31 protein-coding genes are annotated in these 26,301 nt (G+C 68.7%); 14 read left to right on the top strand and 17 right to left on the bottom strand.

The features are described from left to right. Positions 1 to 341 precede the first annotated feature (341 nt). From ACIBX3_RS20545 to ACIBX3_RS20535, 3 genes are all read left to right on the top strand, one after another. On the top strand, positions 342 to 596 hold the full coding sequence (locus ACIBX3_RS20545; protein WP_397119158.1) for a hypothetical protein: 255 nt from the start codon (positions 342 to 344) through the stop codon (positions 594 to 596). A gap of 523 nt (positions 597 to 1,119) precedes the next feature. After that, positions 1,120 to 1,836, top strand: coding sequence for a response regulator (locus ACIBX3_RS20540; RefSeq protein WP_397119156.1), 717 nt, complete (start codon positions 1,120 to 1,122; stop codon positions 1,834 to 1,836). Positions 1,837 to 1,892: 56 nt separating this feature from the next. Then, positions 1,893 to 3,062, top strand: a complete 1,170-nt coding sequence (locus ACIBX3_RS20535; RefSeq protein WP_397119154.1) for a sensor histidine kinase — start codon at positions 1,893 to 1,895, stop codon at positions 3,060 to 3,062. Positions 3,063 to 3,105: 43 nt separating this feature from the next. Here ACIBX3_RS20535 and ACIBX3_RS20530 read toward each other — a convergent pair whose 3' ends face one another. Beyond that, positions 3,106 to 3,786, bottom strand: a complete 681-nt coding sequence (locus tag ACIBX3_RS20530; RefSeq protein WP_397119152.1) for a hypothetical protein — start codon at positions 3,784 to 3,786, stop codon at positions 3,106 to 3,108. A 102-nt stretch (positions 3,787 to 3,888) separates the two neighbouring features. On the opposite strand from ACIBX3_RS20530, the gene ACIBX3_RS20525 reads away from it, so the two are divergent. After that, positions 3,889 to 4,383, top strand: a complete 495-nt coding sequence (locus ACIBX3_RS20525; protein WP_397119150.1) for a hypothetical protein — start codon at positions 3,889 to 3,891, stop codon at positions 4,381 to 4,383. Positions 4,384 to 4,563: 180 nt separating this feature from the next. Here ACIBX3_RS20525 and ACIBX3_RS20520 read toward each other — a convergent pair whose 3' ends face one another. Beyond that, positions 4,564 to 5,061, bottom strand: coding sequence for a hypothetical protein (locus tag ACIBX3_RS20520; protein WP_397119148.1), 498 nt, complete (start codon positions 5,059 to 5,061; stop codon positions 4,564 to 4,566). Between the two features lie 147 nt (positions 5,062 to 5,208). Continuing rightward, entirely contained in the window at positions 5,209 to 5,412 is a 204-nt protein-coding gene (locus ACIBX3_RS20515) for a hypothetical protein (protein WP_397119146.1), read from the bottom strand. A 503-nt stretch (positions 5,413 to 5,915) separates the two neighbouring features. Between ACIBX3_RS20515 and atpE the strand changes: the two genes are divergently transcribed. Continuing rightward, complete coding sequence (gene atpE, locus ACIBX3_RS20510) at positions 5,916 to 6,149, top strand: ATP synthase F0 subunit C (protein WP_397119144.1); 234 nt, start codon at positions 5,916 to 5,918, stop codon at positions 6,147 to 6,149. Between the two features lie 243 nt (positions 6,150 to 6,392). Here the strand turns inward: atpE and ACIBX3_RS20505 are convergent, their stop codons facing one another. The 6 genes from ACIBX3_RS20505 to ACIBX3_RS20480 all read right to left on the bottom strand — a co-directional run bounded on the left by ACIBX3_RS20505 (position 6,393) and on the right by ACIBX3_RS20480 (position 10,417). Continuing rightward, positions 6,393 to 6,686 carry a hypothetical protein gene (locus ACIBX3_RS20505; RefSeq protein ID WP_397119142.1) on the bottom strand — a complete coding sequence of 98 codons (294 nt, stop codon included), beginning with the start codon at positions 6,684 to 6,686 and terminating at the stop codon, positions 6,393 to 6,395. A gap of 44 nt (positions 6,687 to 6,730) precedes the next feature. Then, positions 6,731 to 7,678, bottom strand: a complete 948-nt coding sequence (locus ACIBX3_RS20500; RefSeq protein WP_397119140.1) for an ankyrin repeat domain-containing protein — start codon at positions 7,676 to 7,678, stop codon at positions 6,731 to 6,733. A 350-nt stretch (positions 7,679 to 8,028) separates the two neighbouring features. Next, entirely contained in the window at positions 8,029 to 8,382 is a 354-nt protein-coding gene (locus tag ACIBX3_RS20495; protein ID WP_397119138.1) for a hypothetical protein, read from the bottom strand. Between the two features lie 237 nt (positions 8,383 to 8,619). Continuing rightward, entirely contained in the window at positions 8,620 to 9,615 is a 996-nt protein-coding gene (locus tag ACIBX3_RS20490) for a tyrosine-type recombinase/integrase (protein ID WP_397119136.1), read from the bottom strand. Between the two features lie 51 nt (positions 9,616 to 9,666). Further along, complete coding sequence (locus tag ACIBX3_RS20485; RefSeq protein WP_397119134.1) at positions 9,667 to 9,870, bottom strand: hypothetical protein; 204 nt, start codon at positions 9,868 to 9,870, stop codon at positions 9,667 to 9,669. Between the two features lie 385 nt (positions 9,871 to 10,255). Further along, complete coding sequence (locus ACIBX3_RS20480; RefSeq protein ID WP_397119132.1) at positions 10,256 to 10,417, bottom strand: hypothetical protein; 162 nt, start codon at positions 10,415 to 10,417, stop codon at positions 10,256 to 10,258. Between the two features lie 1,429 nt (positions 10,418 to 11,846). Between ACIBX3_RS20480 and ACIBX3_RS20475 the strand changes: the two genes are divergently transcribed. From ACIBX3_RS20475 to ACIBX3_RS20460, 4 genes are read left to right on the top strand one after another with little or no spacing between them, the layout of a single operon-like run. Continuing rightward, a complete protein-coding gene (locus tag ACIBX3_RS20475) occupies positions 11,847 to 12,194 on the top strand; it encodes a LamG-like jellyroll fold domain-containing protein (protein WP_397119130.1) in 348 nt (115 codons plus the stop codon). A gap of 8 nt (positions 12,195 to 12,202) precedes the next feature. After that, a complete protein-coding gene (locus ACIBX3_RS20470; protein ID WP_397119129.1) occupies positions 12,203 to 12,538 on the top strand; it encodes a hypothetical protein in 336 nt (111 codons plus the stop codon). Continuing rightward, positions 12,538 to 12,939, top strand: coding sequence for an NAD(P)/FAD-dependent oxidoreductase (locus tag ACIBX3_RS20465; protein ID WP_397119127.1), 402 nt, complete (start codon positions 12,538 to 12,540; stop codon positions 12,937 to 12,939). Before ACIBX3_RS20470 ends, ACIBX3_RS20465 begins: the two co-directional genes overlap by 1 nt. Continuing rightward, a complete protein-coding gene (locus ACIBX3_RS20460; protein WP_397119125.1) occupies positions 12,909 to 13,892 on the top strand; it encodes a hypothetical protein in 984 nt (327 codons plus the stop codon). Before ACIBX3_RS20465 ends, ACIBX3_RS20460 begins: the two co-directional genes overlap by 31 nt. A 187-nt stretch (positions 13,893 to 14,079) precedes the next feature. On the opposite strand, the gene ACIBX3_RS20455 is transcribed toward ACIBX3_RS20460, so the two are convergent. The 3 genes from ACIBX3_RS20455 to ACIBX3_RS20445 form a co-directional block, all read right to left on the bottom strand. Further along, positions 14,080 to 14,346 (bottom strand): hypothetical protein, encoded by a 267-nt coding sequence (locus ACIBX3_RS20455; RefSeq protein WP_397119123.1) that lies wholly within the window; start codon positions 14,344 to 14,346, stop codon positions 14,080 to 14,082. A 135-nt stretch (positions 14,347 to 14,481) separates the two neighbouring features. Beyond that, positions 14,482 to 15,759 carry a hypothetical protein gene (locus ACIBX3_RS20450; protein ID WP_397119121.1) on the bottom strand — a complete coding sequence of 426 codons (1,278 nt, stop codon included), beginning with the start codon at positions 15,757 to 15,759 and terminating at the stop codon, positions 14,482 to 14,484. A 90-nt stretch (positions 15,760 to 15,849) separates the two neighbouring features. Further along, positions 15,850 to 17,409, bottom strand: coding sequence for a choice-of-anchor G family protein (locus ACIBX3_RS20445; protein ID WP_397119119.1), 1,560 nt, complete (start codon positions 17,407 to 17,409; stop codon positions 15,850 to 15,852). Between the two features lie 242 nt (positions 17,410 to 17,651). On the opposite strand from ACIBX3_RS20445, the gene ACIBX3_RS20440 reads away from it, so the two are divergent. Together ACIBX3_RS20440 and ACIBX3_RS20435 are read left to right on the top strand one after the other, a co-directional pair. Continuing rightward, positions 17,652 to 18,497 (top strand): tyrosine-type recombinase/integrase, encoded by an 846-nt coding sequence (locus ACIBX3_RS20440; protein WP_397119117.1) that lies wholly within the window; start codon positions 17,652 to 17,654, stop codon positions 18,495 to 18,497. A gap of 148 nt (positions 18,498 to 18,645) precedes the next feature. Continuing rightward, on the top strand, positions 18,646 to 19,293 hold the full coding sequence (locus ACIBX3_RS20435) for a DUF4158 domain-containing protein (RefSeq protein WP_397119115.1): 648 nt from the start codon (positions 18,646 to 18,648) through the stop codon (positions 19,291 to 19,293). Positions 19,294 to 19,459: 166 nt separating this feature from the next. Here ACIBX3_RS20435 and ACIBX3_RS20430 read toward each other — a convergent pair whose 3' ends face one another. Beyond that, a complete protein-coding gene (locus tag ACIBX3_RS20430; RefSeq protein ID WP_397119113.1) occupies positions 19,460 to 19,699 on the bottom strand; it encodes a DinB family protein in 240 nt (79 codons plus the stop codon). Between the two features lie 419 nt (positions 19,700 to 20,118). Beyond that, on the bottom strand, positions 20,119 to 20,580 hold the full coding sequence (locus tag ACIBX3_RS20425; protein ID WP_397119334.1) for a Tn3 family transposase: 462 nt from the start codon (positions 20,578 to 20,580) through the stop codon (positions 20,119 to 20,121). A gap of 89 nt (positions 20,581 to 20,669) precedes the next feature. On the opposite strand from ACIBX3_RS20425, the gene ACIBX3_RS20420 reads away from it, so the two are divergent. Then, positions 20,670 to 21,353 (top strand): hypothetical protein, encoded by a 684-nt coding sequence (locus ACIBX3_RS20420; protein WP_397119111.1) that lies wholly within the window; start codon positions 20,670 to 20,672, stop codon positions 21,351 to 21,353. Here the strand turns inward: ACIBX3_RS20420 and ACIBX3_RS20415 are convergent. Then, entirely contained in the window at positions 21,276 to 21,755 is a 480-nt protein-coding gene (locus tag ACIBX3_RS20415) for a MarR family winged helix-turn-helix transcriptional regulator (RefSeq protein WP_397119109.1), read from the bottom strand. The two genes, ACIBX3_RS20420 and ACIBX3_RS20415, sit on opposite strands and share 78 nt — an antisense overlap. Positions 21,756 to 21,850: 95 nt before the next feature. On the opposite strand from ACIBX3_RS20415, the gene ACIBX3_RS20410 reads away from it, so the two are divergent. After that, positions 21,851 to 22,693, top strand: coding sequence for an LLM class flavin-dependent oxidoreductase (locus ACIBX3_RS20410; protein ID WP_397119107.1), 843 nt, complete (start codon positions 21,851 to 21,853; stop codon positions 22,691 to 22,693). 214 nt (positions 22,694 to 22,907) lie between these two features. Here the strand turns inward: ACIBX3_RS20410 and ACIBX3_RS20405 are convergent, their stop codons facing one another. Further along, the gene (locus tag ACIBX3_RS20405; RefSeq protein ID WP_397119105.1) at positions 22,908 to 24,104 is read right to left on the bottom strand and encodes an NAD(P)/FAD-dependent oxidoreductase; all 1,197 of its coding nucleotides are present in this window, start codon (positions 24,102 to 24,104) and stop codon (positions 22,908 to 22,910) included. Between the two features lie 51 nt (positions 24,105 to 24,155). Then, positions 24,156 to 25,007: an SDR family NAD(P)-dependent oxidoreductase gene (locus ACIBX3_RS20400; RefSeq protein ID WP_397119103.1), complete on the bottom strand. Its 852-nt coding sequence runs from the start codon at positions 25,005 to 25,007 to the stop codon at positions 24,156 to 24,158. A 317-nt stretch (positions 25,008 to 25,324) separates the two neighbouring features. On the opposite strand from ACIBX3_RS20400, the gene ACIBX3_RS20395 reads away from it, so the two are divergent. Continuing rightward, the gene (locus ACIBX3_RS20395; protein ID WP_397119332.1) at positions 25,325 to 26,215 is read left to right on the top strand and encodes an RNA polymerase sigma-70 factor; all 891 of its coding nucleotides are present in this window, start codon (positions 25,325 to 25,327) and stop codon (positions 26,213 to 26,215) included. Positions 26,216 to 26,301 lie beyond the last annotated feature (86 nt).

Genomic DNA, 26,301 nt, shown 5'->3' with positions numbered 1-26,301 from the left:
CGCATATGGGCCGACGGGCACCTCGTGTGGGAGGCCAAAAGCCCCGACACCACCTGACGCCACCACCGGCCCTGGAGGGATGGGTGGGCCGGCTCCAGCGCGCGACCGCCCCGGACAGGCGGAAACACTCGCCCCGCCGGCCGCGAGACAGGCGCTTGATGATCTACGGCTGGTCCCGTTTCCGCACGTCGGGGTAATCGAAGATCGTTGGGTTTGCTGTGGTGATCGGTCGTCGCGGTATGACCTGGGCTCGTGAGACAGCGTGCGCAGTGGGGCCAGTCCAGTGTCGATTCAGCGCCCGCGACGCGATGTCCGCCGCACGAGCGGCCAGGAGCCCTATCATGACCCCGCTCGAACGCACCCTCGCCAAGGCCCTCACGGAGATCGTCATCAGGCTGGACATCAGCGACGACGACGCCATCGCCGAGGGCTCGATGCAGTTGCTGGAGCCGGTGATCGCCCTCCTGCAGGACCTCCCCGAGCAGGACCGGCAAGCCCTCGCCGATCTGATCAACCAGTGCGCGCAGGAGGAAGCCGGCCCTGACCGGCAGATGACAGCCTCGGAAACGCCCGAAACCCTGGGTCTCCTGACCTGAAATCCTCGGTGGCCCCGCTTCTGGCGCTCTACACCGTGGCCGGCCGGCGATGGCCCGCCGTGTCCGTCCCATGCGTCCTGCCCCCGGCCGTCACCTGTGGCACGCGGCGTTCCTTGGCCCGGACGAGTTCACCTTGCCGAACCTCGCGCGGATGAGCATCATGGTCGCCGTCTCCTGAACGTCCGGCAACAGCACCCGGGATGCCGGCCGAGCGCAACAGACGGCTCGCCCAAGAATGCCTCACCAACGTGCTCCAACACGCGGCCCGCCCACGGCGCGGGTTTCCCTCCATTACGCCGCCGAGCCGGAACTGCGCGTCACCGATGGCGGGCGTGGGGCGGCCGCCGTCCCTCCAGAGAACGGCCACGGCTTGATCGTCATGCGCGAACGCGTCAAGCTCTACAAGGGAACGGTCGCGGCCGGCTCGAAGCCGTCAGGCGGATTCGAGGTCGTGACCGCCCTGCCCCTGTCGTCCCCGCACCCGGACGACCAACCCTCCTCAGTCACACGGTAAGCCGAACACATGATCAAAATACTCGTCGTCGATGATCAGATCCTCGTCCGTGCGGGCCTCGCGGCGCTGCTGCGCGCGGACCCCGGCCTCGACGTCGTCGGAGAGGCGGCGACCGGCGAGGAAGCCGTCGACCAGGCGGCGGCCACCCGACCCGACGTCATCCTCATGGACATCAGAATGCCGGGCATGAACGGGGTAGCGGCGACCGAGCGCATCCTGTCCGCGGAGAGCGACCATCGGCCCCGCGTTCTCATACTGACCACCTTCGACCTGGACAAGTACGTCTACGACGCCCTCCGCATCGGCGCGTCGGGGTTCCTCCTCAAGGACACCCCGCCGCAACGACTCATCGCCGCCATCCACACTGTCGCATCGGGTGACATGCTCTTCGCACCCAGCGTCACCCGGCGCCTGATCGAGACCTACACCAGCCGGAGGGACCCGCTCCTGCTCTCGCCCGCGCTGCACCTCCTCACCACCCGCGAGGTCGAGGTGCTCAAACTGGTCGGGCGGGCGCTGTCCAACGCCGAGATCGCCACCCGACTCCGCGTCAGCGAAGCCACCGTCAAAACCCACCTCAACCGCACCATGGCGAAGCTCAACCTCACCAGCCGGGCCCAGATCGTGGCACTGGCGTACGAATCCGGCCTCATCACCCCTGGACGGGAAGACTCGCCACACACCCGAGGTTGGACCCCTACGGAGAGGCGGACACCGGCCGGCTGACATGCGACGGGCGTACGACGCTGGCGCGCGTCACGAACCGGCCGTAGCGTTCGATCATGATACGGCGAGCCCTGGACTGGTGGAGCGAGCATCCTCAGCTCGCCGATGCGCTGCTGGCTGCGGCAGCCTGTACGTTCCTCCTGGTAGAGGTGCCCTACAGCGATCACACCATCGCCAGTCCTGGCAGCCTGCCCGTGACGTTCTGGGGCGACCTGCTGGCCTATGCGAGCCTTGCCCTGCGGCGCAGGTACCCGGAGCAGGTGCTGGCGCTGGTGTGGACGCTGTGGTTCGCCGGTGGCCGGTGGGACATCTGGGCGGAGTGGAACGCCTCGTGGTCGGAGTTGAGCACGCCGACCGCACTCATGCTCGTGCTCTACACCGCGGGCCGGTGGGCGTCCTCGCGGTGGCCGGTCGTCTTCCTCGCGGGCACGCTGCTGCCGACGGTCGTGACGGTGGTGCGGATGTGGGCGGGGCCGGTGTTCCCTGCGCCTCCGGAAGACCTGTTCGCGGTGTCGTTCGTGACCTGCGCGGCGGCCTGGGGGTTGGGCAGGCTGCGGCGGTCGGAGGCCGAGGCGGTGGCGCGCGCCGCGGCCCGCGCCGAAGAGAGCAAGGCCCAGACCGCGCTGGCCGAGGAACGCATCCGCATCGCCCGCGAACTCCACGACATCGTGGCGCACAACGTGAGCGCCATGGTGATCCAGTCGTCGAGCGCGGGCGTCGCGCTGCTGAACGACGACAAGGCCGGGGCGAGCGCGGCCGTCGAGGCGATCGGGCACGTGGGCCGTACCGCGCTGGCCGAGTTGCGGCTTCTGCTCGGCGTGTTGCGGGAGGGCCCGACGCTGCCGCAACCGGGGATCGAGGCGATCCGGGAGATGACCGAGTGGCTGCCCATTGACGTACGATTGCGCGTCGAGGGCTCAGCTCGTCAGGTGCCGCCTGACATGGGCCTGGCCGCGTACAGGATCGTGCAAGAGGCGTTGACGAACACGCTCAAGCACGCCGGCAAGGACGCCGATGCCGAGGTGTTGCTGCGCTATACGGCGGACGGGCTGCACATCCAGGTCACCGACGACGGCACCGGAGGCGCGGAGCGCGGGTGGGCCGGCACGGGCGGGCACGGCCTGATCGGCATCCACGAGCGTGCCGAGGCACTCGGTGGCACGGCGCACGGGGCACCGCTGTCAGAGGGCGGGTTCAGGGTCGAGGTGACCCTGCCATGGGTGTGAGAGGCGCCCGGACGGTTGCCGTCCGGGCGCCGGACACCCTCGCTCAGCATCCCGGGTGATAGGACGACCGGACGAAGGCGCTCGTCTTCTCCTGGAACCAGCTCACCGGGTGGCGCAGCCGCACGGACTTCGTCCTGCCCCGTTCGGTGGTGATACCCACAGGGGACTGGTCTTTGGCCGCGTTGCTCATGCGTTTCGACACTCCGAAGGTAGCCACGTAGCCGCCGCCCATGATGTTGCCCTTGTTGTCGGTGACCACGTAAGCGCTGCCACCCACGCCCTTGGCCTCGACCTCGACCCCCACGTAGGCGTCCCACGTGCCCGGCTTGGTGGTCAGGCCCTCGATGGTCGTGTGTGCGTAGAAGTCGCCGACGGTGAATCCAGCACCGAGCGAGCTGGACGCGCCGGTCTTGTAGATACCAGCCAGGCCTATGCCCTGCCTGTCGAAGACCACGCATCCCTCCACGCCGAACGACGCGAACAGTTTGCCCGCGAATCCCACGCACTGGCCGACGGTGCCCTTCTTCGGCTTGCCCGGCGCCGGCTTGGCCGGCTGCTGCTCCGGCGCCCGGGGGGTCAGGTCGGGGATGCCGGGCTGCCGCAGCAGCGGCTTCTGTCCCGGCACGACCGGCCCCTGACGGTAGGCCGGCTGGCGGGCGATCGAGCAGCTCGTCCTTGGCCATGACCTCACGACGCCGTCCAGGGCCCGCATCTGGCTGCCCACCCTGTCACCACGACGGCCCTGATCGTCATTCACGCTTCAGGCACGGGGACGTAACGGCCGCAGATATGGCCGACAGGCGTTCGGGGTTCCTATCCTGACGCCATGAGCCAGCCGGTGCCTGACTCTCGCGAGCCCCTCGACCCGGCCGAATCCGGCCCGCTGAAGGTGGTGTGCGGCGCGTACAGGCGGGCCGGTCTGCGGCTGGGCGTGTACGTGCTCCTGTTCGGGTTCCTGACGGCCCTCTCCGTGACCGGCGCCATCAACTCGGCAGTCCAGGGAGAGGTCGCAGCGATCATCGGGTTCGTGCTGTTGGCCCTGGTCTCCGGGTTCCCTGCCGGCGCCATGCTGCGGGTCGTCATCCCGCACCTGATGCCGTACCGGTCGAGATTGGTACGGGAGCTGGCAGCTGGCCGCGGCCCGACGATGAGCCTCACGCGCAAGGCGCACTTCGACAGCGGCGCCCACACCAATGACTACGAGGTGACGTTCGCGGACGGGGAGGCCGACGGGCTGCGGGCGGCCCTCGGCCAGGCCGGGGAACTGGAGCGGGCGCTGGCCGCGTTCGGCCTGGAATCCTCCTCTCGGACCTCGGGCTGAGCAGGGCCTGGTCGACAAGGGATCGGGCTGATGGTCAACCGCTGATCGAGCGGCGGGTCCGGGCGAGCGATGTGCGTGGTCCCTTTGTTTCCGGCGCGGGTTCGCCGCCGTTGCCGACCTCGGTGACGCCGCCGGTGAGGATGCCTGCCGCCCGCCGGGCGATCCTGATGTCTCTTAGACTCAGGGGTCGGCAGTAGATGGGCCGACCTCTTCGGGTCTGTCCTTGAGTGAAGAGAGCAGCCCCTTCACCGCTTTCAGTTCCTCGGCATGAGCCGCCAGCTCGAACTCACCGAGGGAAGGATGCCGACAGGTTATGGCGGCCTCGACCACCCAAGGTCGCAGCTTCTTTCGCTCGCGCGGCGGAAGAGTACGCCACACTCCAGGGGAAGCGCCGGTGATGTCTACTGCCGTGCGAGAAACACGCCAGGACATCCTCCCCGTCTCGGAGAGGAGGACCCCTGCCTTCCATCGCCGCCAAACGCCCTCCTGCTGTGTACGCAGGGCAGCAGCGAACTTCAGCGTGCCCGGCTCAGCACCAGCTGTAAGCGCCTGTTCCGCTGCCTGTCTCCTCCGCACCGCCCTACGGTGGATAAGTATCGGCAGCAGAATCATCAGGAACAGAACACTTACCCATTTAAGAAATGTTCCGACAAAATCCAGCCATTCCAGAACTTCCATTGGGTCATGTTCGCATCCACGACGAGACCTCTCCAGAGGTGAGGTGCCGGGGGTGCTGTCAAGGAACATGCGATGAGCCGCCAAACCGCCTCTGAACTGAGGCTTCGTCGGGGGTGTGCTCTTTCTCGACGAGCGTCCACCTGCCGCTTACGCGGCTACGTCCGTCGCCGGCCAGGCGGTCCAGGGCCCAGCGGACGCTCGCGTTGTTGCGGCGATCTCCTGGTTGGACAGGCACTGGCCGACCAGGGCGAGGGTTTCTCGCTCCCGGCCGGTCAGAGTGTCCATTCCCGGCACCTCGATCGGCGGGAAAGTGTTGCGGCGGACGAGGTCGTCGATCAGCTTCCTGGTCACGACGGCCGACCGGCAGCGATTCCCGCGCCATGACGATCCGTACAGCGTGGACGAGGTCGTCGCGGCGCATGTCCTTCAGCAGGAAGCCGCCGGTCCCCGCGTGCAGGGCCTCGTAGACGTACTCGTCTTGGTCGAAGACGGTCAGGATGACGACCTTGCTGTCGGTCTCGGCGCAGATCGTCCTGGCCTGCCTGGATGCCGCCCATGACGGGCATGTGGATGTCGAGCAGGGCGATGTCGGGTGCCTACCGCTTTGACGACCTGGGCGCCGTCGCCGGCCTCCAGCGCGAATTGGATATCACGTAGGGTATCCGATTCCTTGCGCCGGCTTTCGCCCACGTTCGAGCAGCATAACCCTGCGATCAGGTTTGTCCAGCACGCCTATCGACGAGTTATCTCGCGCAACTTGTAATGACTAAATATTCCTTTCACGGTGTGACATGTGCGGCAATGGGGTTGATCGGTGCAACTCTGCTTCATCGGACGCCCAGAAGGGAAACGCAATGGATGTTCTCGCTCAGGTCTCCGGCAACGTCACCGCCATCGGGTACGGCCTTGCCGCCATCGGCCCCGGCATCGGCGTCGGCATCATCTTCGGTCAGGGCGTGCAGGCCATCGCCCGTCAACCCGAGGCCTACGGGCTGATCCGCCAGAACATGCTCCTCGGCTTCGTCCTCACCGAGGCCCTCGCCCTGATCGGTCTGGTCGCACCGTTCATCTTCCAGACCATCAAGTGATCGCGCCGCCCCGCGAACAAGCGATCAGAATGAACAGCCTGGAAACCTGCCGCTGCATGCCGGTGACAGCGAAATATGCGAAGTGTCCACCATGCAGGCAGGCGCCTCGAAAATCAGCTATGGGCCGGTGAGACGATCAGTGGATGGCGCCAGGCGGAGCGTCCAGTCCGACCCGTCGTAGGCGATCCACCGGCCCGCCATCGTGCGGGAACCGCTCGCCATGCCATCTACGACGCCTCCGACTCAGTGAACGGCTCGCGCGGCGCCCTGGACGTTCCGCCCCTCGTCCTGCTCATCCCGCTTGGCGGCGACGACAAACCGGGAGTGGCAGGCGTACGATCCACTGATCGCGCGAGAGTCCGTGTGTGTGACCCGAGATCGTACGACAGGTGCGGTGAACTGAATGTCCTTGTTGCCCTTACCCAGCACCCTGATGCCGTCGCTCTGGGGGTCCCAGTCGGCCAGGGTGCGCGTCACCGGATCCTCCCCGCGCACGCCGGAGGTGTAGAGCACCGCGAGGATAGCGGCGTCCCGCACGTCGGTTTTGCTGACGCCGGACGTGGAGGCCCCCACCCTGTTCCTCAGTGCGGGTATTCGGGGATTCGCATCCAGTCGTCGGGCATACCGGTGATCGCCCGGCCGCTGGTCATGCGCAGGCCTGCGGCGGCGCAGCAGTACGCCACGGCCTGGTTGCGATAGAGGTAGGTGGTGAGGATGTCCTCGGCGGAGGCGTCGGGGGAGACGGTGCCGCCGCCGGGGTGGGTGTCCCGGTGCTCGACGACGCCGTCGCGGGCGACGCTCCCCTGGTTGCCGCTCCTGGGGTTGGCGTAGAGCGCGTAGCAGACGGTGCCGGCTGACAGGCGCTCGAGGACGCGGTGGCTGCACGGGAGGGCGCCCCATTGCTGGCTGACGACGCATCCGCCGGGCACTTCGGTGATGCCGACGGTGGTGCCGGGGTCCATGCTGGACCACAGATCCTCGGCGCCATCCTCGTAGGCCTGTTCGGCCTCCAGCCGTCGTACGGCCTCGGCCATGCCGATCCCGGCGACGCAGACCAGGCCCAGCCCCTCGTACTCGAGTTCGCCCAGCGCGTCGATCAGGCGTCTGGCCTCCGCGACGGCCGCGGTCTCGGCGGCGGACAAGCCGGGCCGGCCTGGCGGGAGGGGGAACAGGCCGGGGGTGGGACTGGCCAGGCTGAGCCTTCCGGGCGTCCAGCCGGACATCATCGGCCGCCACGGGTCGGCACCGGCGGCGAGCAGGGCGAGGGCGTTGTCGGGGCGGTTGGCGAAGACGGATCTCCAGAGTGCGGTGTGACCCTGGTGCTCGGCGTCGACGTCGTCAACGCGTGCGGCCAGCCCCGCTATCACCTCGGGTGAGCCGAGCTCGGCTGCGGCATGTAACGGCCGTCCGTGATAGTGCACACCCGCGTTGGGATCCGCGCCGGCGTCGAGGCGCCCGCGGATCAGGTGGGCATCCGCCCAGTCGTTCCAGCCGGTGCCGGACCAGTCTGCGCCGCCGGTGGCCGTCATGTTCATTCCTTGGGGTTCGCGCGGGATGGATGTCCGCCATGATGACGTGCGGGACCGACAGATCTCCTAAGGGGAGCGCGTTGCGTTCATCCTGGTGGTGGTTCTGCCGACGGTGCGGACAGACTCAAGGCCCTGCCCTGGCATGAGGCCGTCCTCAACGACCGCACCGACGAGCGTGGGCACGGCCGCGGGAGCTGCTCGGTCTTACAACAGAACGACTCAGCGTCCGGCACTCCCGCGTTCACTGCGAGCTCTCGTACCGCCTTGTTGATCCCGTCCTCGCTGATGGACTCCCCCACGTTGCCGTGACGGTCCACACTGCGCAGCAGCCGACCCGACGTGATCCCGCGTCAGGCCAGAAAGTCGACCCACGACCGCCACACCTCGACCGGGTCCGTCAGCGGATGAGAGCCGCGCGGGATCGCCACCACCTCGCCCCGCGACTCCTTGTCGGTCTTGCTGGTGCGGATGGTCACCTCCAGCCCGTCGCCGGCCTCGCAGACGTCGTCGAGCGTCAACGCCGCCAGCTCGGGGCGGCGCCCCATCAGTGCGAGGCCCGCGGCGAGCAGCACCCGATCCCGCAACCCCCGAGCCGTCGCCAGGTCGCACACGCCCACCATGGCGGGCAACGTCTCGATCGTGACCGGCGGTGTCTCCTGGTTGCGCTGGCCGTTGTCCGCGCGCTGCCGCTTGTGGCCGCGCAACGCCAGCCCGGCGCGCTCGGTGTTCGGCTGATCTCGCGCAGCAGTGGCTGCTGCCGGATAGGCCGTTCACGTTCGGGTTCGGTTTCGACGATGGCCTGGGTATCTGATCGGCCGGGATCAGAGGGTCGGTCGTCCGCTTGCGCGTACTGGCGATCATAAGCGCGCCGCGATGCCGGTCGAAGGCATCGAGGTCGGCGATCACCAGGTCCCGGTCGCAACGGGGCCGGGCGTTCGCCTCTATTCGATCATTGACGCCACGATTTGCGATGCGTCCTTCTCCAGCCGATCCCGGCCCGCCGTGTACATCTCCCTCGCGGACACATCCTCGTGGCCCAGGTCGAGCTGAATCGTCCGCATCGGCACGCCGGCCTCCTCCGCGAGCGACGCGTACGTGCGCCGCGCCATGTGCGGAGTCACCTTCGACTCGACGCCGGCCAGCTTCGCGATGCGCCTTACCAGCTCATACGCCTTCGACCGTGACCAGCGCCGCCCGGTGCCGGTGGCGAACAGCGGGCCCTTCAGCCCCTGGAGCTCAACACCGTCACGCTCGGCCCGGTACGCCAGGTACGCGTCCAAGACGAACGTCGTCTCCGCAGGCAGCTTCCGGACCAGCGTCTTCGTGCCGCCCTTGTACGTGATCGTCAACGTCCGATACCCGCGCGCGAACCCCAGATCGGCGACGTCGGCGTCGATCGCCTCGGAGATCCGCACCCCGACCTGGAACAGCAGCCGGATCAAACCGGCCGCGCGCAGCCGTACCAGCTCGGCGTTGCCGCCCCGGTCGGCTACCCGGTAGCCGTCCGCGGCCCGTACCATGGCGTGCGCTTCGGTCCTGGTGAGCACCATCGTCTCAGAGTGCTTGCGCGGAATCTTCGGCCGCCGCGTGTTCTTGAGCCGGTTGGCCTCGACCAACTCCTCTCCGGCGAGGTAGTCGTACCAGGACGACACCGCCGAGAGCAGCTGCGCGACCGACTTCGGTCTCGGCGGCCGGGCCGCGTTCTCGACGAACCAGCGGGCGAACACGTCGCCGTGCGCCTTGCGGGCCTGGAGCGGATCGAGGCCCGTCTCCGCGCAGAAGGCCAGCCACCGGCGGATCGCCCGCTCGTACGCCTCGCGGGTGTTCGCGCCATACGACCACAGCCAGGCTCGCGTCAGGTCGAGTACCAGCGGCGGCAGGTCGAGCGGCAGCGAACGACGGCCATCCTGCTCGACGATGGCCAGTTCAGCGGTCACTCGCTCACCGCCACGGCTGTGCGGGGTGTCGCGGACGACGAGCCCTGAACATCAGGCCACCTTCCGGAAGACGACGGTGGCGCGGTAGCGGCCGTCGGCCTCCACGTCCGGCTCGGCTTCCGCGCTGATGACGTCCAGCTCGGAACCGGCACCGAAAAAGCTGAGTGCCCGCGCCACGGCGTGCTCTCTGATCTCGTCCGGTGTCGCCTCGCTCACGGTGACGCGCAGGGTAAGCGGAAATGATCTTACGCTCATGATGATCTTCTCTCATAGAGATGAATGATCCACTTTCGAGCGTAACACGACAAATGGAACATAACATGAATTATGTTCCTCTTTTAGAGATCTAGGTGTACAAGCAGCCGTTGTGAGATAACCCCTGTGTTCGTTGGGCGGTTGAGCGTGATCGTGGCCGCAGGAACTGGGCCTACTTCCGGGGATTCCTGGTTCTTTCGAGATTGATAAGACTTCAGAGATTCTGAAGGTCTATCGTCCTCGTCGTTCGTCTTGCAGAGATGGCGAAGACGAGGCCTCCCTACGAACCGAACCTGGCGTATCGCGTCGCAGAGGACCCTGGTCCGCAAGGAGCGGAGTGCCTCACGAGTCGCTCAGGGGTTCAATGTGGACGTCTCAAGAGGGTTCAGCCCAGAGCCAACTCAACGAGCCGCCCGATCCCCAGCGCCGCGAGTCTCGAGACGATGGCCAGCAGGATCGAGTACACGCAGCCGCTGCCGCCGTCCACCCGCTTGTCCCGGGTGAGTCCTTCGCCGGGACCTTGCCACAACGGTCTGGGTTCCAGCACAAGGTACAGGATCGCGCCGACCCCCCGGGCGCCCGGACCAACGTGGATGCGGCCATCGCCCAGCTCACCGACCGAACCCTCTACGACATGCGGCCGGCCCGGAACCTGATGCCGCGGCTGGCGACCAACCATCCAGTCGTCGGCATCGTCACCGCCGGAGACATGTTCGGCGGCTGCCTGCTGACCCGGATCGACGCCGCGCTCACCGCCCTCAATGTGGACTTGATCGTTCCGGCTCCGGACGGCAGTCTGGTGCCCGCCGCCGGCCTGGACGCCTCGGCCGCCGGGCCGATGAGGGGGGTGGTGGCCCCCTATCCGGGGATGGTCATCGAGAAGGTCGGCCGGACCACCGGATACACCTCCAGCAGGATCGGGGCCGTGGGAGTGGAGGCAGAGGTGGGAACCCCGCCGGTATCTTCACCTACACCGACCCTGGCCTTTACCCCGTACTTCAACCTGGCGGGCGACTCCGGATCGGTGGTCTACCGCGGCGGCGACGGCGCCACTCTGGTCCCGCCCGATTACTACCCCTGCCCCATCCTGCCCGTCCTCGAAGAGTACTACTGGGTGGTCCCCTTCACCGCCGAGGAGGAAACGGCCGACAGGGTGCGTGATGAGTTCTTCGCCCAAAGCAACCTCGGCCGGCTGCTGCTGCGCCTGCCCTACCTTAACGAGACCAGCCTGCGCGAGAGGCTGTACGGCAAATGGGCCAGTCGAGATGAGGAGATAGCGGCCGCCGAATTCTACGACAAGTACTGCGATTTCATGATCAACGTCCTCAACGATCCGAACTCGCCGGAGGTCGTCACCCAAGAGCAGTTGGATGATGCGGCAGAGGTGATCCAAGGCTTGCGGCAAACCGTGCTCTACTCCGATGAAGGCCAGCTCGCCCGCGCTCTCTACGATCGGGCTCTGGTTCCGATCAAAGGAATGACCCGCAGCCAGGTCAGGACTTACGTGGACGACCGGGCTGTGTTCGACCTGGTGCTGGCCGAGCTGAAAAAGGTGCCGAGAATCGAGGTGTTCGGCCCCGCCGAGCTGCCCCGCATGCCGGATCCGGCCGCCTGGTGGAAGCTCGACGGCGACACCGTGGATGCTTCCGGCAACGGCCGGACGGCCACCTTGCACGGCCTCACGTCCTGGATCGGCGACGGCCAGGTGGGCGGCGCGCTGCGGACGGGCGCCAACGGTTACGCGATCACGGCCGAGCCGGTGGTGGATCTGAACGCGAGTTTCACCGTCGCCGGCTGGTTCCGCATCACCCAGGACCTGACGGCCGATTCGTTCTTCACTGCCGTCGCCCAGGGCAGCAACCCCGACGCGGGATTTCAGCTCGGCGTGCACGCCGACCGCTGGTGGTTCCACCTCCCCGGCGCCTTGCTGCCGACCGAGTCCGCCATCGCCGCCAACACGGGGCGACTGGACGCACGTGGCCGCGGTCTACACCGCCGCGGCCAAGACCATCCGGCTCCACCTGGACGGCCGCTGGACGAGCCTGGCCTCATCAGTGAGCGATCAGACGCGCACCAGCACGGACGGTGTGACGATCGGCGTGGTGATCTTGCTCAGCCAGACCACCTACTGGAACGGCGACATCGACGACCTGCGCCTCTACCAGCAGGCACTGACCCCGGCACAGATCTACGACCTGGTCCAGCAGGCCGGCGGCCCGGCACGCCTTGACGGGTCATCCACACCGCCGCGGGCCCAGCACACCGGGCCGGACGCGCAGCGGCGGCTTTTGGAGCGGCTGAAAATCCCCCGGCGGGGCCGGTGAGCGCACCGATGTTCACCCATGCCCCGCTCGAGCTGGTCCGCGACCGCCTGATCGGGCTGGCCGCGAGCCTGCCCCCGCCGCTGCGCCCCGCCGCGATCGAGGCGACACGCCACGGGCTGCACGTCGTGATCGCCGATCCCGGACAGGCTCGATCACCCGCTGACGTGATCGTGAGCGAGGCCGCGCTGCGCGCGCTGACCGCCTTGAATGTGGCCCGGCACATCCCGCTACGCCCCCTGGACGCGGTCGAACTGCGGCTCGGCGCCAGCCCAACCCGGCACCTGCCGGAGGCCACCGCCGCCCTATGCGACCGGGCCGACCTGGACACCGCTGGCTCCTGCTGATGCTGCCCGCCCCGCGCACCATCGATCCCGCCGAAACACCGACCTGCGTCTGGGCGGCACCCGCCGCCCACGCCGGCACCTTCACCCTCGGCGTCGCCCGGCTCGGACCGGCCGATCCCGGCACCCTGCTCCAAGAGGCCCATGCCGCCCTGCTGGCCGCCCACCCGGAACTGACCGGCGCCCGCCCCTGTGGCCCGCCGCGCGCCGGCGTGCTCAACAGCGCCTTCTCCCCTGACCACGTCGTGGACGACGGGCGGCTGCTGGCAGGCGACACAGCCGGCCTGAGCAACCCCTTCACCGGCGAAGGCATCAGCTACGCCACCCAAAGCGGCGTGCTGGCCGCCCCCTCTTCGCCAAGGTCAGACGCGCCGTGCTGCTACCTGAGGGCTTCTCCAACCTGACCGCCACCGAACGGATGCGGCTAGACAGCCGCGACCACCTCCTGCTGGCCCCCTTCCTGCTCGCCTGCGACGAAGTGGCCATCAGCACCGTACCGCGGGAATGGCCATTCCTCGCCCGGCTGCTCATCGCCGACGACAGCGACCCGCACCGACGGCTGCGACCCGCCGCCCCGTTCCTCGGCGCGCTCATGGCGGCGGGAGCCCCGCCCGACATCACCCGCGCCACCCTGGCCGCGGCCATCGAACTCGCCACCCTGGGCGCGCTCACCTTCCTCGGGCCGATGCCCGACCAGCCACAGCCCGGCCGCCTCGTCGACTGGTCGATCACAGGAGCCGTCCTGGCCGGCGACTTCCTCCTCGGGCAGGCCACCCGACTGGTCGCCGCCTCCGCACCCGAGATCTCCTGGTCGTTCGCCGACTGGCTAGCCGACCTGGCCGCCCACCGCTCGCACCGCCTGCAGCACGACACCATCACACCGGCCAGCGCGCTCTTCGCCTCCCTTCTGGAGTTTCCTGCGCGCATCGGCGGTCAACTCGGCGGCGCGCCGGCCGAGGTGATCGACGCGCTGCGCATCTACGGCGAGCAGTGCGGCCACGTCTTCTTACACGCCGAGGACGCCCTGGCCTTACGCGGCCAGCGGACCCGGCTGGACGTCGACCTGCCCGCCATGATGAACGGACGCATATCGGCGATCATCGACCTGCTCGGCGACCAGCCAATATGCCGCCGCCAAGCCCTCGAGGCCACCATCGCAGCGGGCACCACCGCGGCGCACGCCGCCCACACCACGCTCGCAAAGATTCCGCACAAACCGGCAGCGCGGATCCTGCACGCCTTCCTCGACGCACTCGCCAACCCGCTCACCCCCACATGCCCAGGCGACGGCGCTGAACGAGACCGTGGAGGGCAGCGCGTTCACCTGCCCCCTGACCCAGCAAAGGCGCCCGAATGACCAGGCCCGCCCGGCCTCTCGAGCGGGTCTCAAAGTCCCAGCAGTTCCTCCACCGGGTTCCGGGCTGCACTGTCGCGTTGACGTCCTCGACGGCGCAGGCGTCCTGCGCACCACCCAGACGCCCCGGTGGGCCGATTGGCAGGCCCCGGTGACGGCAGGCATGGGCAGGCGGCGGGACCAGGCGAGGTCAAGGGTTGTCGTCATGCTCGCCGACCGGTTGGCGCGCCGTCGGCGGTAGCGCTACGCCGGCGAGCTGCTCCAGCGCCTGCTCCCGCCAACCGGCAGCGCCCATACTTCTGCGCCGTGCCAGCGCGACCGCCAGACCGCGGGCCGGGCCGAACAGCAACAGCGTGCGCAAGGTGCGGGTGGCCGCCAGCACTGGCCCGCGCTGGCGCTCGTCGCTGTCACAAATAGTGGTGCGCAACAGCAGCCCGAGCGGTTCGTCGTCGTGCACCGCGCGGCGACGCCTGGCGCGGGCCTGCCCGCCGGCGTATGGGTGGATCGCATTCCCTAGCGCCGCACGATCGTCATCGCCGACGCGGTCCGAGCGCTGCTGCTCGGCGCACTGCTCGATGCGGCAGTGGCTCGATCAACCGTTCACGGCCTCCGCCTGGACGAGGGGGTTTTGCGGGAAGGCTGCGAAGGGGGTGGTGGTGAAGCCCTGCCAGTGCATCTCCATGGGGGAGCGGTCTTCGGGGCGGGGGACGTGGTGAAAGGAGACCGCGACCCAGGACACCACGTCGGACAAGAGCTGGCGGTCGGACACGAATTGCCGGACTGTGTCGGAGGGGCAGCCTGCGAGCAGGTTGTCGGAGGCGTACAGCTCGCACGGGTTGTTCTGGGAGAACGCCATGTCGTAGCCGTGGCCCGCGGTGGCGTCGTTGAAGATCGTGTAGGAGATCCGGTGGCCGTCGGGGTTGTGTCGCGGGCTGAGCACCTGCCAGAAGCGGCGCGGTGCGGCGCGCCGGGTGGTCTCATGGGTGAGGGGGGACCAGGAACCGGTGACGATGGGGGCCTTCGGGCCGTTCCGGCCGGTGAATTCGGCGTTGTACTCTCGGACGGTCTGGGGGCCGCCTAGGTCCCAGCGGATGCGCCAGACCGCGTTGTGGCTGTGGCTCACTGCCCCGCCGGCGGCGGGCGAGCCCCATTTCGGGTCGGTGGAGTGGTCCTTGGGAGACAGGGCGCCGGTCGCGCCCAGTTGCGGGGTGATGGCGCCGTTGTCGGCGAAACTGTAGACGGTGAGGTACTCATACCAGCCCACGATCGACAGGGTGCTCAGGTCGAAGCTGTGCCCGCGTGAGGCGGCGTATCGTCCGCGGTAGCTGCTGCGCCGTCCCAGCCCGGTGTCGCGTTCCTCGGCGCACAGCACCGCGCGGGTCTCGGCACCGCCGACCGCGCCGGCCCCGTAGTTGGGGATGCTCGCGTTGATGCGCTCGCCCGCGCAGTCCACCGCGGACCGGGCGATCATGCTGCGCCCGCCGAACCCGGCCTCGGTGATGTCCCTCGTGGTGTCCAGCCCGGTGTCGTAGGGAACCTCGAGCTGGCCGAGCGCCAGTTCCTTCACGACCGGCAGTGGTTCGCGGCCGGGTGCGAGATAGCGGATCTGGCCGAGCACGAGCCCCGCGTGCGGGTCGATCCGCCAGCACATCTGCCAGGCGCTGCCGGCGGCGAACCGGTGGCTGATGGGGGTGCCGCCGCCGGCGCAGGTCCCGGGGGCCGTGGGCCCGGCCGAGGTCACTGCGCGGGCGGTGTGGGCCGATGGCGTGTCCTGGTGATCGTCCCAGATCGCCGCGCCGGCACCGATCACGCCGACGAGCAGCGCCGACACGGCGGCGGACGAGACGATGACGACACGCTTGCGCTGCACGGCACCCACACCTTCCGGAGAAAACAGGCGACATCCGGCGACAGGGTGTGTCACGGGCGACCGTGACACACCCCCGCGACGTGGAGGGGATTACTCACAGTTGGTGATGGTCACCGAGCCTGAGGACAGGCCCAGGTCGAGCCGGACCGCGACGGTGGCCTTCAGGAAGTTGATCGAGACGGCCGAGGTGAGCCGTGCACTCGGCAGCCGGACGCCGGTCGGCAGGATGCACGTGCGGGGTTCCTGGTGGTTGATCTCAACCGAGAGCACCTGGTTGGCCATCCGGAAGACCGGCAAGAGCATGTCGGTGACGGTGGAGGTGAACCCGAACTTAATGTTGACCAGCAGCGCGACGATGTTGGTGCCGTCGCCGGCGAGGTGCAGGCGGGCTGCCCCGCGAGCGGACCGCGTGCGGGCGGCACCGTGCGGGCGGCTGTCTCGTGAGGAGGCCAGGACCAGGTCGGAAACGGGCTTGAACGCCTTGCCGACCACGCTCTGGTTCTTGCTCAAGGTGGTGAGCAGTGCCGCGGCCGGCGCTGCGGCCCCACCGGTGCTGGCACTCACCGGTTGCGGCATGGAGCCGTCGATGGCCTGCCGCAGGGTGAAGTTCCAGGTGACGTCCAACTTCCCGCCCATGCCACCCGGGCCCACCGGGCCCGCCCAGCGCAGGGTGAGCTTCACCGCGTCCAGCGAGTTGCCGAGCGTGCCGAGGGCGAGGTCAGCGGCGTCGTTCATGACGTCGTGAATCGCCTGGGTGACCAGATGGTAGTCCTTGGAGCTGATCAGCTCGGTGTTGGCCGGTTTGTCGTTCAGCCCGCCGACGAGCTGGTCCAGGTGGACAGTCACCGTGCCGGTGGAGAAGTCGATCGTGACGACCTTGTTGTGCGAGGTCAGCGGCCTGGCGAGCAGCGCCCCGAAGATCTTGTCCCGGGTGTTCGACTGCACGGCCAACGTCGGGGACGGCACGCCGAGCGGGGTCAGCAGGGTCTTCAGCGGGGCAAGGTCGGCCTTCTCGTTGACGATCTTCTCGATCTGCCGGTCGACGCCGCCGAGGGCCTGGTAGAGCTGGCCTGCGGCGTCCTTCACCGCCGGGGAGCGGATGAGCAGGCTCGCCTGGCCGACCCGGTACTCGGCCGGCTGGAGCTTGCCGCCGGCGAACGTCGTCCGGGACGAGAACGCCCCGAAACTCATGGTCACGTTGTCGACCAGGTTCTGCGGCACTAGTGCGGCGCCGCCGAGGGCCAGCAGGTTCACCGAAAGGGGGCTGGCCGGGCTGGCGGCGTCGCCCAGCGTCCCGGCGGCCGCGTCGGTGTCGGTTGCCCCGGACGCGGCGGAGCGGCTGCTGACCGTCGAGGCGAGATCGCCGAGGTTCAGGATGCTGCTCAGCGGGACGCCGTCGCCGATCGGCACCGACGTCGAGCCGAGCCGGGCGTCGGTCACGGCGCCGGTGTTCGTGCCGGGGTCGCCCGGATAGGCGGCCGAGCTGCCGCCCAGCGTCAGCAGCGGCTTGCCGGCGGCGGAGAGAACCAACGGCGCCGCGCTCGCCGTACTCGCCGGCGGGGGGTCCTCCGCGTGCGCGGTCCCCGCGGTCAGTGCGACGCTCAGCAGCACGACCGTCGCCGCGGCACGGGACTTCCAGAGCTCAGACATGGGTCCCTTTCCGTCGAGGATGGGCCTTCGGTTTGATCCATCCCATCAATGCGCACTCAGAGTATTTGGATGGTTACGTTCAGCGATGTAGCGTGAGAGTAAGGGATCGCTGACTCTACGACCCAGAATTTCCATTACCTGTCGCACATAGCGCGCCTGGCTTGCGTATGCCCAGCTCATTACTTCTTCGGCAAGCCGACTCGGTAGCGTTGTCTGCCACATCCACCCCGGGGAGGTGCGCTATGCCGGCCGCCACCTCCCCCGGCACGCCCGGCCCCGCCGATGACTCCGCCGACGACGTGGTCACCGTCACCGCCGCCGTCGAACGCTTCCTCGCCTCCCTGCACACCGCCACCACCCGCGACAGCTACGCTAAGACCCTCACCCATCTGGCTTCCCTGGCCGGAGACCGGCCCGTCGCCGGCCTCGCGCCCGAGGACTACGCCGCGGTCATGAACCGCTGGACGAGCGCGGCGGCCGCCACCTGGAACCGGCACCTGTCCGCCCTGGTCTCCTTCACCACCTGGGCCCAGCGCCAGGACCTCTTGGCCACCAACCTCGCCCGCCGCCTGCGGCGTCGTACACCCGCCCGCCGCGGCGACCGCGCCATCCCGGCCACCCAACTGGAGGCCCTGTTCACCGACGACCGGCACGCCCTGCGGGAACGGCTGCTGTGGCGGATGCTCTACGAAACGGCCGCCCGGGCCGAGGAGATCCTGTCCCTCAACGTCGAGGACCTCGACACCGAGTTCCGCCGCGCACGTGTCACCAGCATGGGCGGCACCATGGAATACGTGCACTGGGCCACCGCCACAGCACGCCTGCTGCCCCGCCTGCTGAACGGCCGCACCAGCGGGCCGCTCTTCCTGGCCGACCGCCGCGCCCCCACCTCCGGACCCGGCGCGCCCTCTGCCGCCGACATCTGCCCCATCACCGGACGCGGACGGCTGTCCTACCCCCGCGCCGAGCACCTGTTCAAGACCGCCTCCGCCGAGCTCGACCCGCACCGGCAGGGGTGGACGCTGCACCAGCTGCGCCATAGCGCGCTCACCCACGACCCCGCCGCTCGCCGTCGAGGCTCGCGCTGACGTCACCTCTGTCAGCTACGACCGCGGCGCTGCAGCCGATGAGATGACGCCTCAAAGTAGCTCTCTGTAATGTCTCAGGAGGAGCGCCACGTAGCGGTCACAAATGAGCGGTACCGGACCGTAGCGGCATCTGTGCGGAGCAGGGTGTTTGCGAATCTTCAGTGCGATCGAGGGAGAAAGGATCCCTGCCGATGCGCAGAGAGTGGAGCTGGAAGACCTCATCGAGTGCTGGACATTGGATGAGGCCGAGGTCGAGTCACTGGCGAACAAGAGCGGTGCCACCTGTCTCGGGTTCGCGCTGATGCTGAAGTTCTTCGAGCTGGAGGGCCGTTTTCCGCGCCGGGAGGACGTACCGAAGGCCGCGGTCGACTATATGGCCGGCCAGGTGAAGTTCGATGCGGCCCTGTTCGCCGAGTACCGCTGGTCGGGCAGCACGATCGAGTATCACCGGGCGCAGATCCGCCGCTTCCAGGGCTTTCGTGAGCCGACGGTCGCCGATGAGGACAAGCTGACGTTCTGGCTGGCCGACAAGATGTGCCCGGTGGAGACGTCGCGGGAGCGGCTGCGCGCCGCGCTGCTGGCCCGCTGCCGGGAGGAGCGGACCGAGCCACCCACGCCCAAGCAGATCGAGCGGCTGGCCGGCGCGGCCGAGGCGTTGTTCGAGCGGGAGTTCGACTTCACCACGACGCGGCGGTTGCCGGTCTCGGCGGTGACCGCGCTGGAGGATCCGCGGACGGCTTCGACGTTCGTGACGAGGACGTGGCCCGTCTCTCGCCGTTCGTGCGGCACCACATAACATGCTGGGCCGCTACTCCTTCCGGCTGCCCGATCTGCCCGGCGGTATGAGGCCCCTGCGTGACCCCGACGCGGCCGATGAGTAGACCGGGAGGAAGGAGATAGCCGCCGACCCCGGCCGTTGTCTGGCGGCACACGGCCGCCGGACAAGGTCGCACACCGCCGAATCAGACGCCTTCGCGCAGGTACAGGTCGCGCAGCAGGCCGATCTCGCCGCCGTGATGTGTGACCTCTTTCAGAGCGTGCAGCGCGAGCTTCAGATAGGTCTCATCGGCCCAACCGCCGGGGCCCATGCCTATCGGCGCCAACAGGCGCTTGTCGCCGAGGGCTGCGATACGGGAGATGAAGTGCTCCCAGTCCTCGGCGAGCGCCTGGACGCCCTCTTCCGCGGTGTTCGGGTCCGGCAAGCGCTACTTCGGGTCGGTCCACGCGCAGCACCTGTTGGAGGATCCTGACGTGGTGATTCAGGGCAACCGGGTGCTTCACCTGCGCTATCGGGTGCGCCGTTGACCGATCTGAGCGGGTACGCGAAGAAGTCCACTGCGAACGGTGACACAAGATCGGGCCTCCGGCTGCGTTTGCGCATCGCCGCCCCTGGCCGGGCAGCCGACGCCGATCCGCCCCAGCACCTCACCTGCGGCAAGTTCAACTCAAGATCACTGGTTGCCGGTTTCCGTCGTATCTTGGCCGACCCCCTGTAACGAAACGCCGTGCGAGGCTCCCGAGTGCGGGCTCGCCGTGCGGCAGCCTGCGACGGGACGTCGGCGCCGGTACTGCTCGACGGCCTGTCGGGTCCGCGCGCATCGGACAATGACGCGAGCCTGAACTACTGCCCGGCGCCGGGCAGCGCGGTGCTCGCGCCGCCGAGCGGCAGGCGCTTGGCGACGTCCAGCCGTACCTCGCCGTAGGGCTGGACATGTTGCCAGAACAGCGGGGTCAGCCCTCGCCGATCAGCGGGCTTGAGCAGCTTGGCCCACTCCGGATCGGCCAGGACGTCCTGCAGCATCAGCGTGTTGATGTAGAGGAGCGCGGCCTGCAGGATGCGCAGGCACAAGACGGTCATCTCCAGCTCCTCGCGCCGGTTGGTGGCGATGTCGCCGCCCTTGCCGTGGAAGATGACGCTGTTGGCGCCGTTGGAGGACTCCACCACGTTGAGCCCCTCCTGAATCTCGCGCTGCAGCTCGCGGAGTCGGAGATAGCGGGCGACGAAGATGGTCTTCTGCGCGCGCCCGACCTCCAGCATGGCCTGGTAGGTCGGGTGGGAGGCGGAGTCGGTGAAGCGGCGCAGAATCGCCTCGCCTGGCGCTGCGGCGGATCTTCGTACATTCCTCCGCTCGTGCCCAGGCGGCCGTCACCGCCCGAGCCAGAAACTCGAGCGTGCCGGCGGCGATCTTGCCCGGCTGGAGCGTGGGCCAGGCAGCCGCCACTACCCTGATACGGTCGCGGTCGAGGCCCGCATCGCCGCCATCGGCCGCACCCGGCGCGTGGCCACCAATCGCCGAGGCCGGCACCGACCCGGCCACCAGCAAGCCCACCCTGGCCTGGCACTTTGACCAGAGCGCGATCGACGCCGAAGCCGCCACCGACGGCTGGTATGCGCTGCTGACCAACCTGTATCTGAAGAACAACCGCCGCCTCAACGCGCTGATCACCGTCATCTGCCTGGCCCTGCTTATCTTCTGCCTGATCGAACGCCAGGTCCGCCAGACACTCGCCGCTCAGGGCACCACCAAGGTCGACGGCTTGTATGCCGGCCGGCCCGCCATCCCCACCGGCAGGCTCATCCTGGACGCGCTGCCCGGTATCCGCCTGATCCCGGGCACCGGCCAGTCACCCCCAACCATCCCCGCAACTCACCGACCTCCAACACCACCTCCTGGATCTCCTCGACGTCGATCTACGAGACCTTCGCCGAAGATCGCCCATGTGCGAAAACGGGTTAGCGAGAAGGCCGCCCGCCACCGCCCAGCGCGGTTTGCGTCGCTACCGCTCCGTCCCGGACGCGCCGTAAGGGACCAGGTGGGCCAGCACGCTCTCGGCTATGGTGCCGAGGGCATCTAGCTGCTCGGGGGACAGCAGGTCGATGAAATGCCGCCGGACGGACTCCACGTGCAAGGGTGCGGCCTCCTGGATCGTGCGCAGCCCGTCCTGGGTCAGCACGACGACGGCGCCCCTGGCGTCGTTCTCGCACTCCTTGCGTGCGACCAGGCCGCGCTCCTCCATCCGGCTGATGTGGCGCGAGAGCCGGCTCTTGGACCAGAGCATCCGGTCGGCCAACTCGGTGAGCCGTCGCCGGTGTCCCTCTGACGAGGTCAGCGCGGACAGCACGTCGTAGTCGGGCATGGACAGTCCCGAGTCGGCCAGCAGGTCGCGGCCGACCTCGGCGTCCAGCAGCAATCGCATCCGCCGGTAGCCGATCCAGGCACGGAACTCGGCGTCGTCCAGCCATCTCGGCTCAGCCATGCCGCTACCTTAGCGGGTTTGGTTGACATGTAACCAACTTGGCTACTTAGGTTTACATGTAAACATTCAGGGACGAAGGGTCGACGGATATGCGCATGTTCGGGCTGGGCTTGTCCACTTCGGCCGCGCCAGGCGCGGATCCCGTGGGCGACGCCAGGCTGGCCGAGGAGCTCGAGTTCGATTTCGTGTCGGCTTCCGACCATCCCTGCGGCGCCGAGCCGACGTACGAAGTGTGGACGCTGCTGACCTGGGTCGCGGCCGCGACGTCACGCATCCAGGTGGCCACCAGGGTGCTCGGCATGCCGTACCGGCCACCCGCGATGGTGGCGAAGATGGCCGAGAGCCTGCACCGGTTCTCGGGCGGCAGGCTCATCCTAGGCCTCGGCGGCGGCTATTCTGATGACGAATTCCGGGCCTTCGGGCTCGGCGTGCCCTCGCCGGCGGAGAAGGTCGACGGCATGGTGGAGGGCATCCACATCATCCACGGGCTATGGTCGGAGCCCGCCTTCACCTTCCACGGCAGCCGGTATCACACCGAGCGTGCCGACCTGGAGCCCAAACCGGACCGGCCGATCCCCCTCTGGCTCGGGACGTACGGCAAGCGCGCTTTGGAGGCCACCGGGCGGCTCGCCGACGGATGGATCCCGTCGTACGGATTCGCGCCGCCGGAGCAGGCCGCAGTCCTGCGAGAGCGGGTCCTGGCCGCTGCCGAGGCGAGCGGAAGGACGGTGACCTGCGTCTACAACGTTCCGGTTCACGTGGGGGAGTCCCAGGTGTCGGAAAGAGTGGTGTCGGGGAGCGCCGAGGAGGTGGCCGAGCGGCTGCTCACGTTCTCCGGCCTGGGGTTCTCCTCGATGAACCTTATGCCTGTGGGGGACTTCAGGCAGCAGGCGGAGCGCCTGGCGTCGGACGTCGTTCCCATCCTCCGGGCGCCATAACTCAAGGGCACGGCACGGCCGCCAGGCCCGCTCTCCGCTCGTCATGGCGACTGCCATGCGCTCCACACTCCTCGCACTTCGGCAGAGGTCCTTTGAGAGGAAGGGCTGAGGGGCCAGTGAGGCCAGCCGGCTTCGGCCTGGTCTCACTGGTCTACCGGCTGGTGGTGTCGAAGCGATCAGTGGCGGTGTTGTCCACGCGGACCACCCCAGGCGGCTACGCGAGCGCCTTCTCGGCGGACGCATCCGGCGCGGCGGCCAGGCGGCGCTTGCGCTTGGGCAGGCCGAAGGTCGGGTGCGAGATGCCCCACAGCGAGATCTGGAGGATGCCCGTCTTGATCCGCGCGGCCTTCCGGCCGCCCACGTACTTCGGCTTCGCTTGCGCTTTGTCGTCGACCATCTGCAAGATCCCGTCCCGCCGTCCGAGGCTGATGTGGTTGCCCGGGTAGTCCAGCTTGCTCTTCGCAATCTTGCGGCCGGTAAGCCGGCCCACGATCGCGTCCGTGGCCTGCCGGCCGGTGGCGCCGGCCGACGCGCAGGACATCGGCAGCGGCCGGCCGTTGTCGCCGATGGCGTAGGCGCTGTCGCCGGCGGCGTAGACGTTCGGGTGCGAGACCGACCGCATGGTGCGATCGACGACGATCTGACCGTTGTCGGTGACCTCCAGCCCGCTGGCGGCGGCGATGGGGTTGACCGCGAAACCGGCCGTCCACACGGTTGCGTCGCAGGCCAGGGCGGTGCCGTCGTCGCACAGCACCCGCGTCGCTTCGACGGCTTCGACGCTGGTGTGCTCCAGGACGGTGATGCCCAGCCGGTCGCAGGCCTGGCGCAAGTGGCTGCGGGCTCCGTCGGAGAGCCGGGCGCCCAGCTCGCCGCGGGCGATGAGCGCCACCGACAGGCCGGGCCGGGATTCGGCGAGCTCGGTGGCGGTCTCGATGCCGGTCAACCCGTCGCCGACGACCAGCACACGCCCGCCTTCGCCCCGCCTGCCCAGGCTGTCCAACCGCTCGCGCAGGCGCAGCGCCGCGGGCCGGGCGGTGACGTGGAAGGCGTGCTCGGCCACGCCGGGGACGCCGCAGTCGGCGACGTGGCTGCCGAGCGCGTAGACAAGCGTGTCGTAGCCGAGCTCGCCGCCGTCGGCGTCGGCCACGGCGACGACCTGGCGCTCGGGGTCGACGGCGGTGACCCGGGCCAGGCGCAGCCGTATCCCCGTGCCTGCGAAGACGTCGGCGAGCTTTGGAGCCTCGATCTCCTGGCCGGCCGCGAGCTGATGCAGCCGCAGCCGCTCGACGAAGTCCGGCTCGGCGTTGACCACGGTGATCTCGGTGTCCGCCGGGGACAGCCGGCGGGCCAGGTTCCCGGCCACGTAGGCCCCGGCATAACCGGCGCCGAGGACGACGATGCGGTGCTTCATGGGGTGCTCCTGTCGGTTCGCTTGCTCTCGGTGGGTTGGCTCGGCCCTGGGTCATCGATTTTCTTGATCGAGGTTGCCGTGAGCCTGCGCCGAAAGGTCCTGCCAGTCGGCCCAGGTCTTGAGCCGGTCGGCGTAGACCTGCTGGAGCATCGGGTAGAAGCCCTGGCCGAAGAGCACCCGCAGGGGCGGGTTGTCGGAGTCGACGATCTTGAGGAGTGCCTGGGCCGCGGCGGCCGGGTCGCCGGCGGGCTGCTTGCCCGCGAACGTGGCGATGCGCTGGCGAAGGCCGTCGTAGATCGGGTTGGGCTGGGACAGGTGGCCGTTGTTGAGGGGATCGGGGTTCTTGCCGGAGCGGGTGGCGAAGCCGCCCGGCTCGATCACGGTCACCTTGATGCCGAAGTCTGCGACCTCTTGGGCGAGGGATTCGTTCAGGGCTTCCAGCGCCCACTTGGAGGCGCTGTAGGCGCCGCTGAGCGGCATCGCCATGAGCCCGGCCGCCGAGGACAGCTGGATGATGTGCCCCGCGCCCTGCTCACGCAGGTGGGGCAGCGCGGCCTGGATCACCCACAGCGCGCCGAACACGTTGGTCTCCAGCTGGTCGCGCAACTGCTGCTCGGTCAGCTCCTCGATCGCGGCGACCTGGGCGTAGCCGGCGTTGTTCACGATGACGTCGAGACGGCCGAAGTGCTCCCTGGCCCGCTTCACACTCTCGAGGACGGCGGTCTTGTCGGTCACGTCCAGCTCGAGCGGAAGCACCGCCTCGCCGTAGGCGGCGACCAGCTCGTCAAGGCTTGCGGTGGTCCGGGCGGTCGCGGCCACCTTGTCGCCGCGCGACAGGGCGGCCTCGACGAAGTTACGGCCGAGGCCGCGGGACGAACCGGTGACGAACCAGACCTTGCTCATGATGTCTTTCCGTTCCTTCTGCGGTGGCGGTTGCGCGGCGGTCACCACGCAACCGGCCGAGGCGATCAACTCGGGGAGTTGTGTGCCGCGACGAATCGTTCGCGCGGCGTCCTGACGACCATGAGGCGTCGGCGCTCCGAACTTTGTGACAGTGCGGTCATGTGACGTGTGTCACCGATCACGGGTGTCACACAGCGGTGGGCGCCGGCGCCTTATGCATGGAGAAGGAGTTGCGGGTGAACAGGCAGGAGCCAGGTATGAACGAGCACAGCGAGGCAACGACCGGCCCGGTCGAGCCACCCTTCGACGGCGGCCGGATGGACCGCGCCACCGAGGCGACCGAGGCATTCCTCGCCCACCGCAACCTGCTGTTCACCGTCGCCTACGAGATGCTCGGCTCGGCCGCCGATGCCGAGGACGTCCTGCAGGAGACCTGGCTGCGGTGGATGAAGGTCGACGTGGAGCAGGTGCTCGACCAGCGCGCTTACCTGGTACGGATCGCCACCCGGCGCTCGCTGGACCGGCTGCGCACGATGAAACGCCGCAAGGAGGCGTACGTCGGCCCGTGGTTGCCCGAGCCGCTGCTCACCGCGCCGGACGTGGCCGAGGACGTCGAACTCGCCGAGAGCGTGTCGATGGCGCTGATGCTCGTCCTGGAGACGCTGTCGCCGACCGAGCGCGCCGTCTTCGTCCTGCGGGAGGTCTTCGACGTCGGCTACGACGAGATCGCGGCCGCGGTCGGCAAGACCCCGGCGACCGTGCGCCAGATCGCGCACCGCGCCCGGCGGCACGTCGATGCCCGCCGCCCGCGCGAGGTGGTCTCCCCGAGCCAGATCCGGGCGGTACTGGAGTCGTTCCAGCGCGCGGTCGAAACCAGGGACCTGCAGGGCCTGCTCGACGTGCTCGCCCCCGAGGTCGTCCTGATCAGCGACGGCGGCGGCGTCAAGCAGGCCGCGCCGCAGCCGATCATCGGCGCCGGCAAGGTGGCCCGCATGATCGTCAGCGGCCTCGGCAAGGCTCAGATCGCGCTCGCCGGCGAACCCACCGTGGTCAACGGCAATCCGGCACTCCTGCTGCGCGTGGACGGCGACATCGACGGCGTCATAGCAGCCCGGGTCGAGGACGCCCGCATCACCGGCCTCTACTACGTCCGCAACCCGCAGAAGCTGACCCGCATCGCATCCGAGACCCCCCTCACGCTGAAGTGATCCGTCGGCCGCCGCGCCTTGATCACGATATCTCGACAGTGCGGAGCATCCCGAGCGAAGGCATCCGCTCATCGGCGCACGTGCGT

This window comes from Nonomuraea sp. NPDC049480 (assembly GCF_044465905.1).
Taxonomy (GTDB): domain Bacteria; phylum Actinomycetota; class Actinomycetes; order Streptosporangiales; family Streptosporangiaceae; genus Nonomuraea.
The sequence above is the reverse complement of the archived record's forward strand: the minus strand, read 5'-3'. Positions and strand labels throughout refer to the sequence as shown.

Coding starts and splice junctions, on each gene's coding strand:
- ACIBX3_RS20440 (WP_397119117.1), top strand. CDS start 17,652: ATGCCGGCCGCCACCTCCCCCGGCACGCCCGGCCCCGCCGATGACTCC.
- ACIBX3_RS20400 (WP_397119103.1), bottom strand. CDS start 25,007: ATGAGCAAGGTCTGGTTCGTCACCGGTTCGTCCCGCGGCCTCGGCCGT.
- ACIBX3_RS20525 (WP_397119150.1), top strand. CDS start 3,889: ATGAGCCAGCCGGTGCCTGACTCTCGCGAGCCCCTCGACCCGGCCGAA.
- atpE (WP_397119144.1), top strand. CDS start 5,916: ATGGATGTTCTCGCTCAGGTCTCCGGCAACGTCACCGCCATCGGGTAC.
- ACIBX3_RS20500 (WP_397119140.1), bottom strand. CDS start 7,678: ATGACGGCCACCGGCGGCGCAGACTGGTCCGGCACCGGCTGGAACGAC.
- ACIBX3_RS20415 (WP_397119109.1), bottom strand. CDS start 21,755: ATGGCTGAGCCGAGATGGCTGGACGACGCCGAGTTCCGTGCCTGGATC.
- ACIBX3_RS20545 (WP_397119158.1), top strand. CDS start 342: ATGACCCCGCTCGAACGCACCCTCGCCAAGGCCCTCACGGAGATCGTC.
- ACIBX3_RS20485 (WP_397119134.1), bottom strand. CDS start 9,870: ATGAGCGTAAGATCATTTCCGCTTACCCTGCGCGTCACCGTGAGCGAG.
- ACIBX3_RS20540 (WP_397119156.1), top strand. CDS start 1,120: ATGATCAAAATACTCGTCGTCGATGATCAGATCCTCGTCCGTGCGGGC.
- ACIBX3_RS20535 (WP_397119154.1), top strand. CDS start 1,893: ATGATACGGCGAGCCCTGGACTGGTGGAGCGAGCATCCTCAGCTCGCC.
- ACIBX3_RS20395 (WP_397119332.1), top strand. CDS start 25,325: ATGGACCGCGCCACCGAGGCGACCGAGGCATTCCTCGCCCACCGCAAC.
- ACIBX3_RS20410 (WP_397119107.1), top strand. CDS start 21,851: ATGTTCGGGCTGGGCTTGTCCACTTCGGCCGCGCCAGGCGCGGATCCC.
- ACIBX3_RS20405 (WP_397119105.1), bottom strand. CDS start 24,104: ATGAAGCACCGCATCGTCGTCCTCGGCGCCGGTTATGCCGGGGCCTAC.
- ACIBX3_RS20470 (WP_397119129.1), top strand. CDS start 12,203: ATGTTCACCCATGCCCCGCTCGAGCTGGTCCGCGACCGCCTGATCGGG.
- ACIBX3_RS20520 (WP_397119148.1), bottom strand. CDS start 5,061: ATGGAAGTTCTGGAATGGCTGGATTTTGTCGGAACATTTCTTAAATGG.
- ACIBX3_RS20465 (WP_397119127.1), top strand. CDS start 12,538: ATGCTGCCCGCCCCGCGCACCATCGATCCCGCCGAAACACCGACCTGC.
- ACIBX3_RS20445 (WP_397119119.1), bottom strand. CDS start 17,409: ATGTCTGAGCTCTGGAAGTCCCGTGCCGCGGCGACGGTCGTGCTGCTG.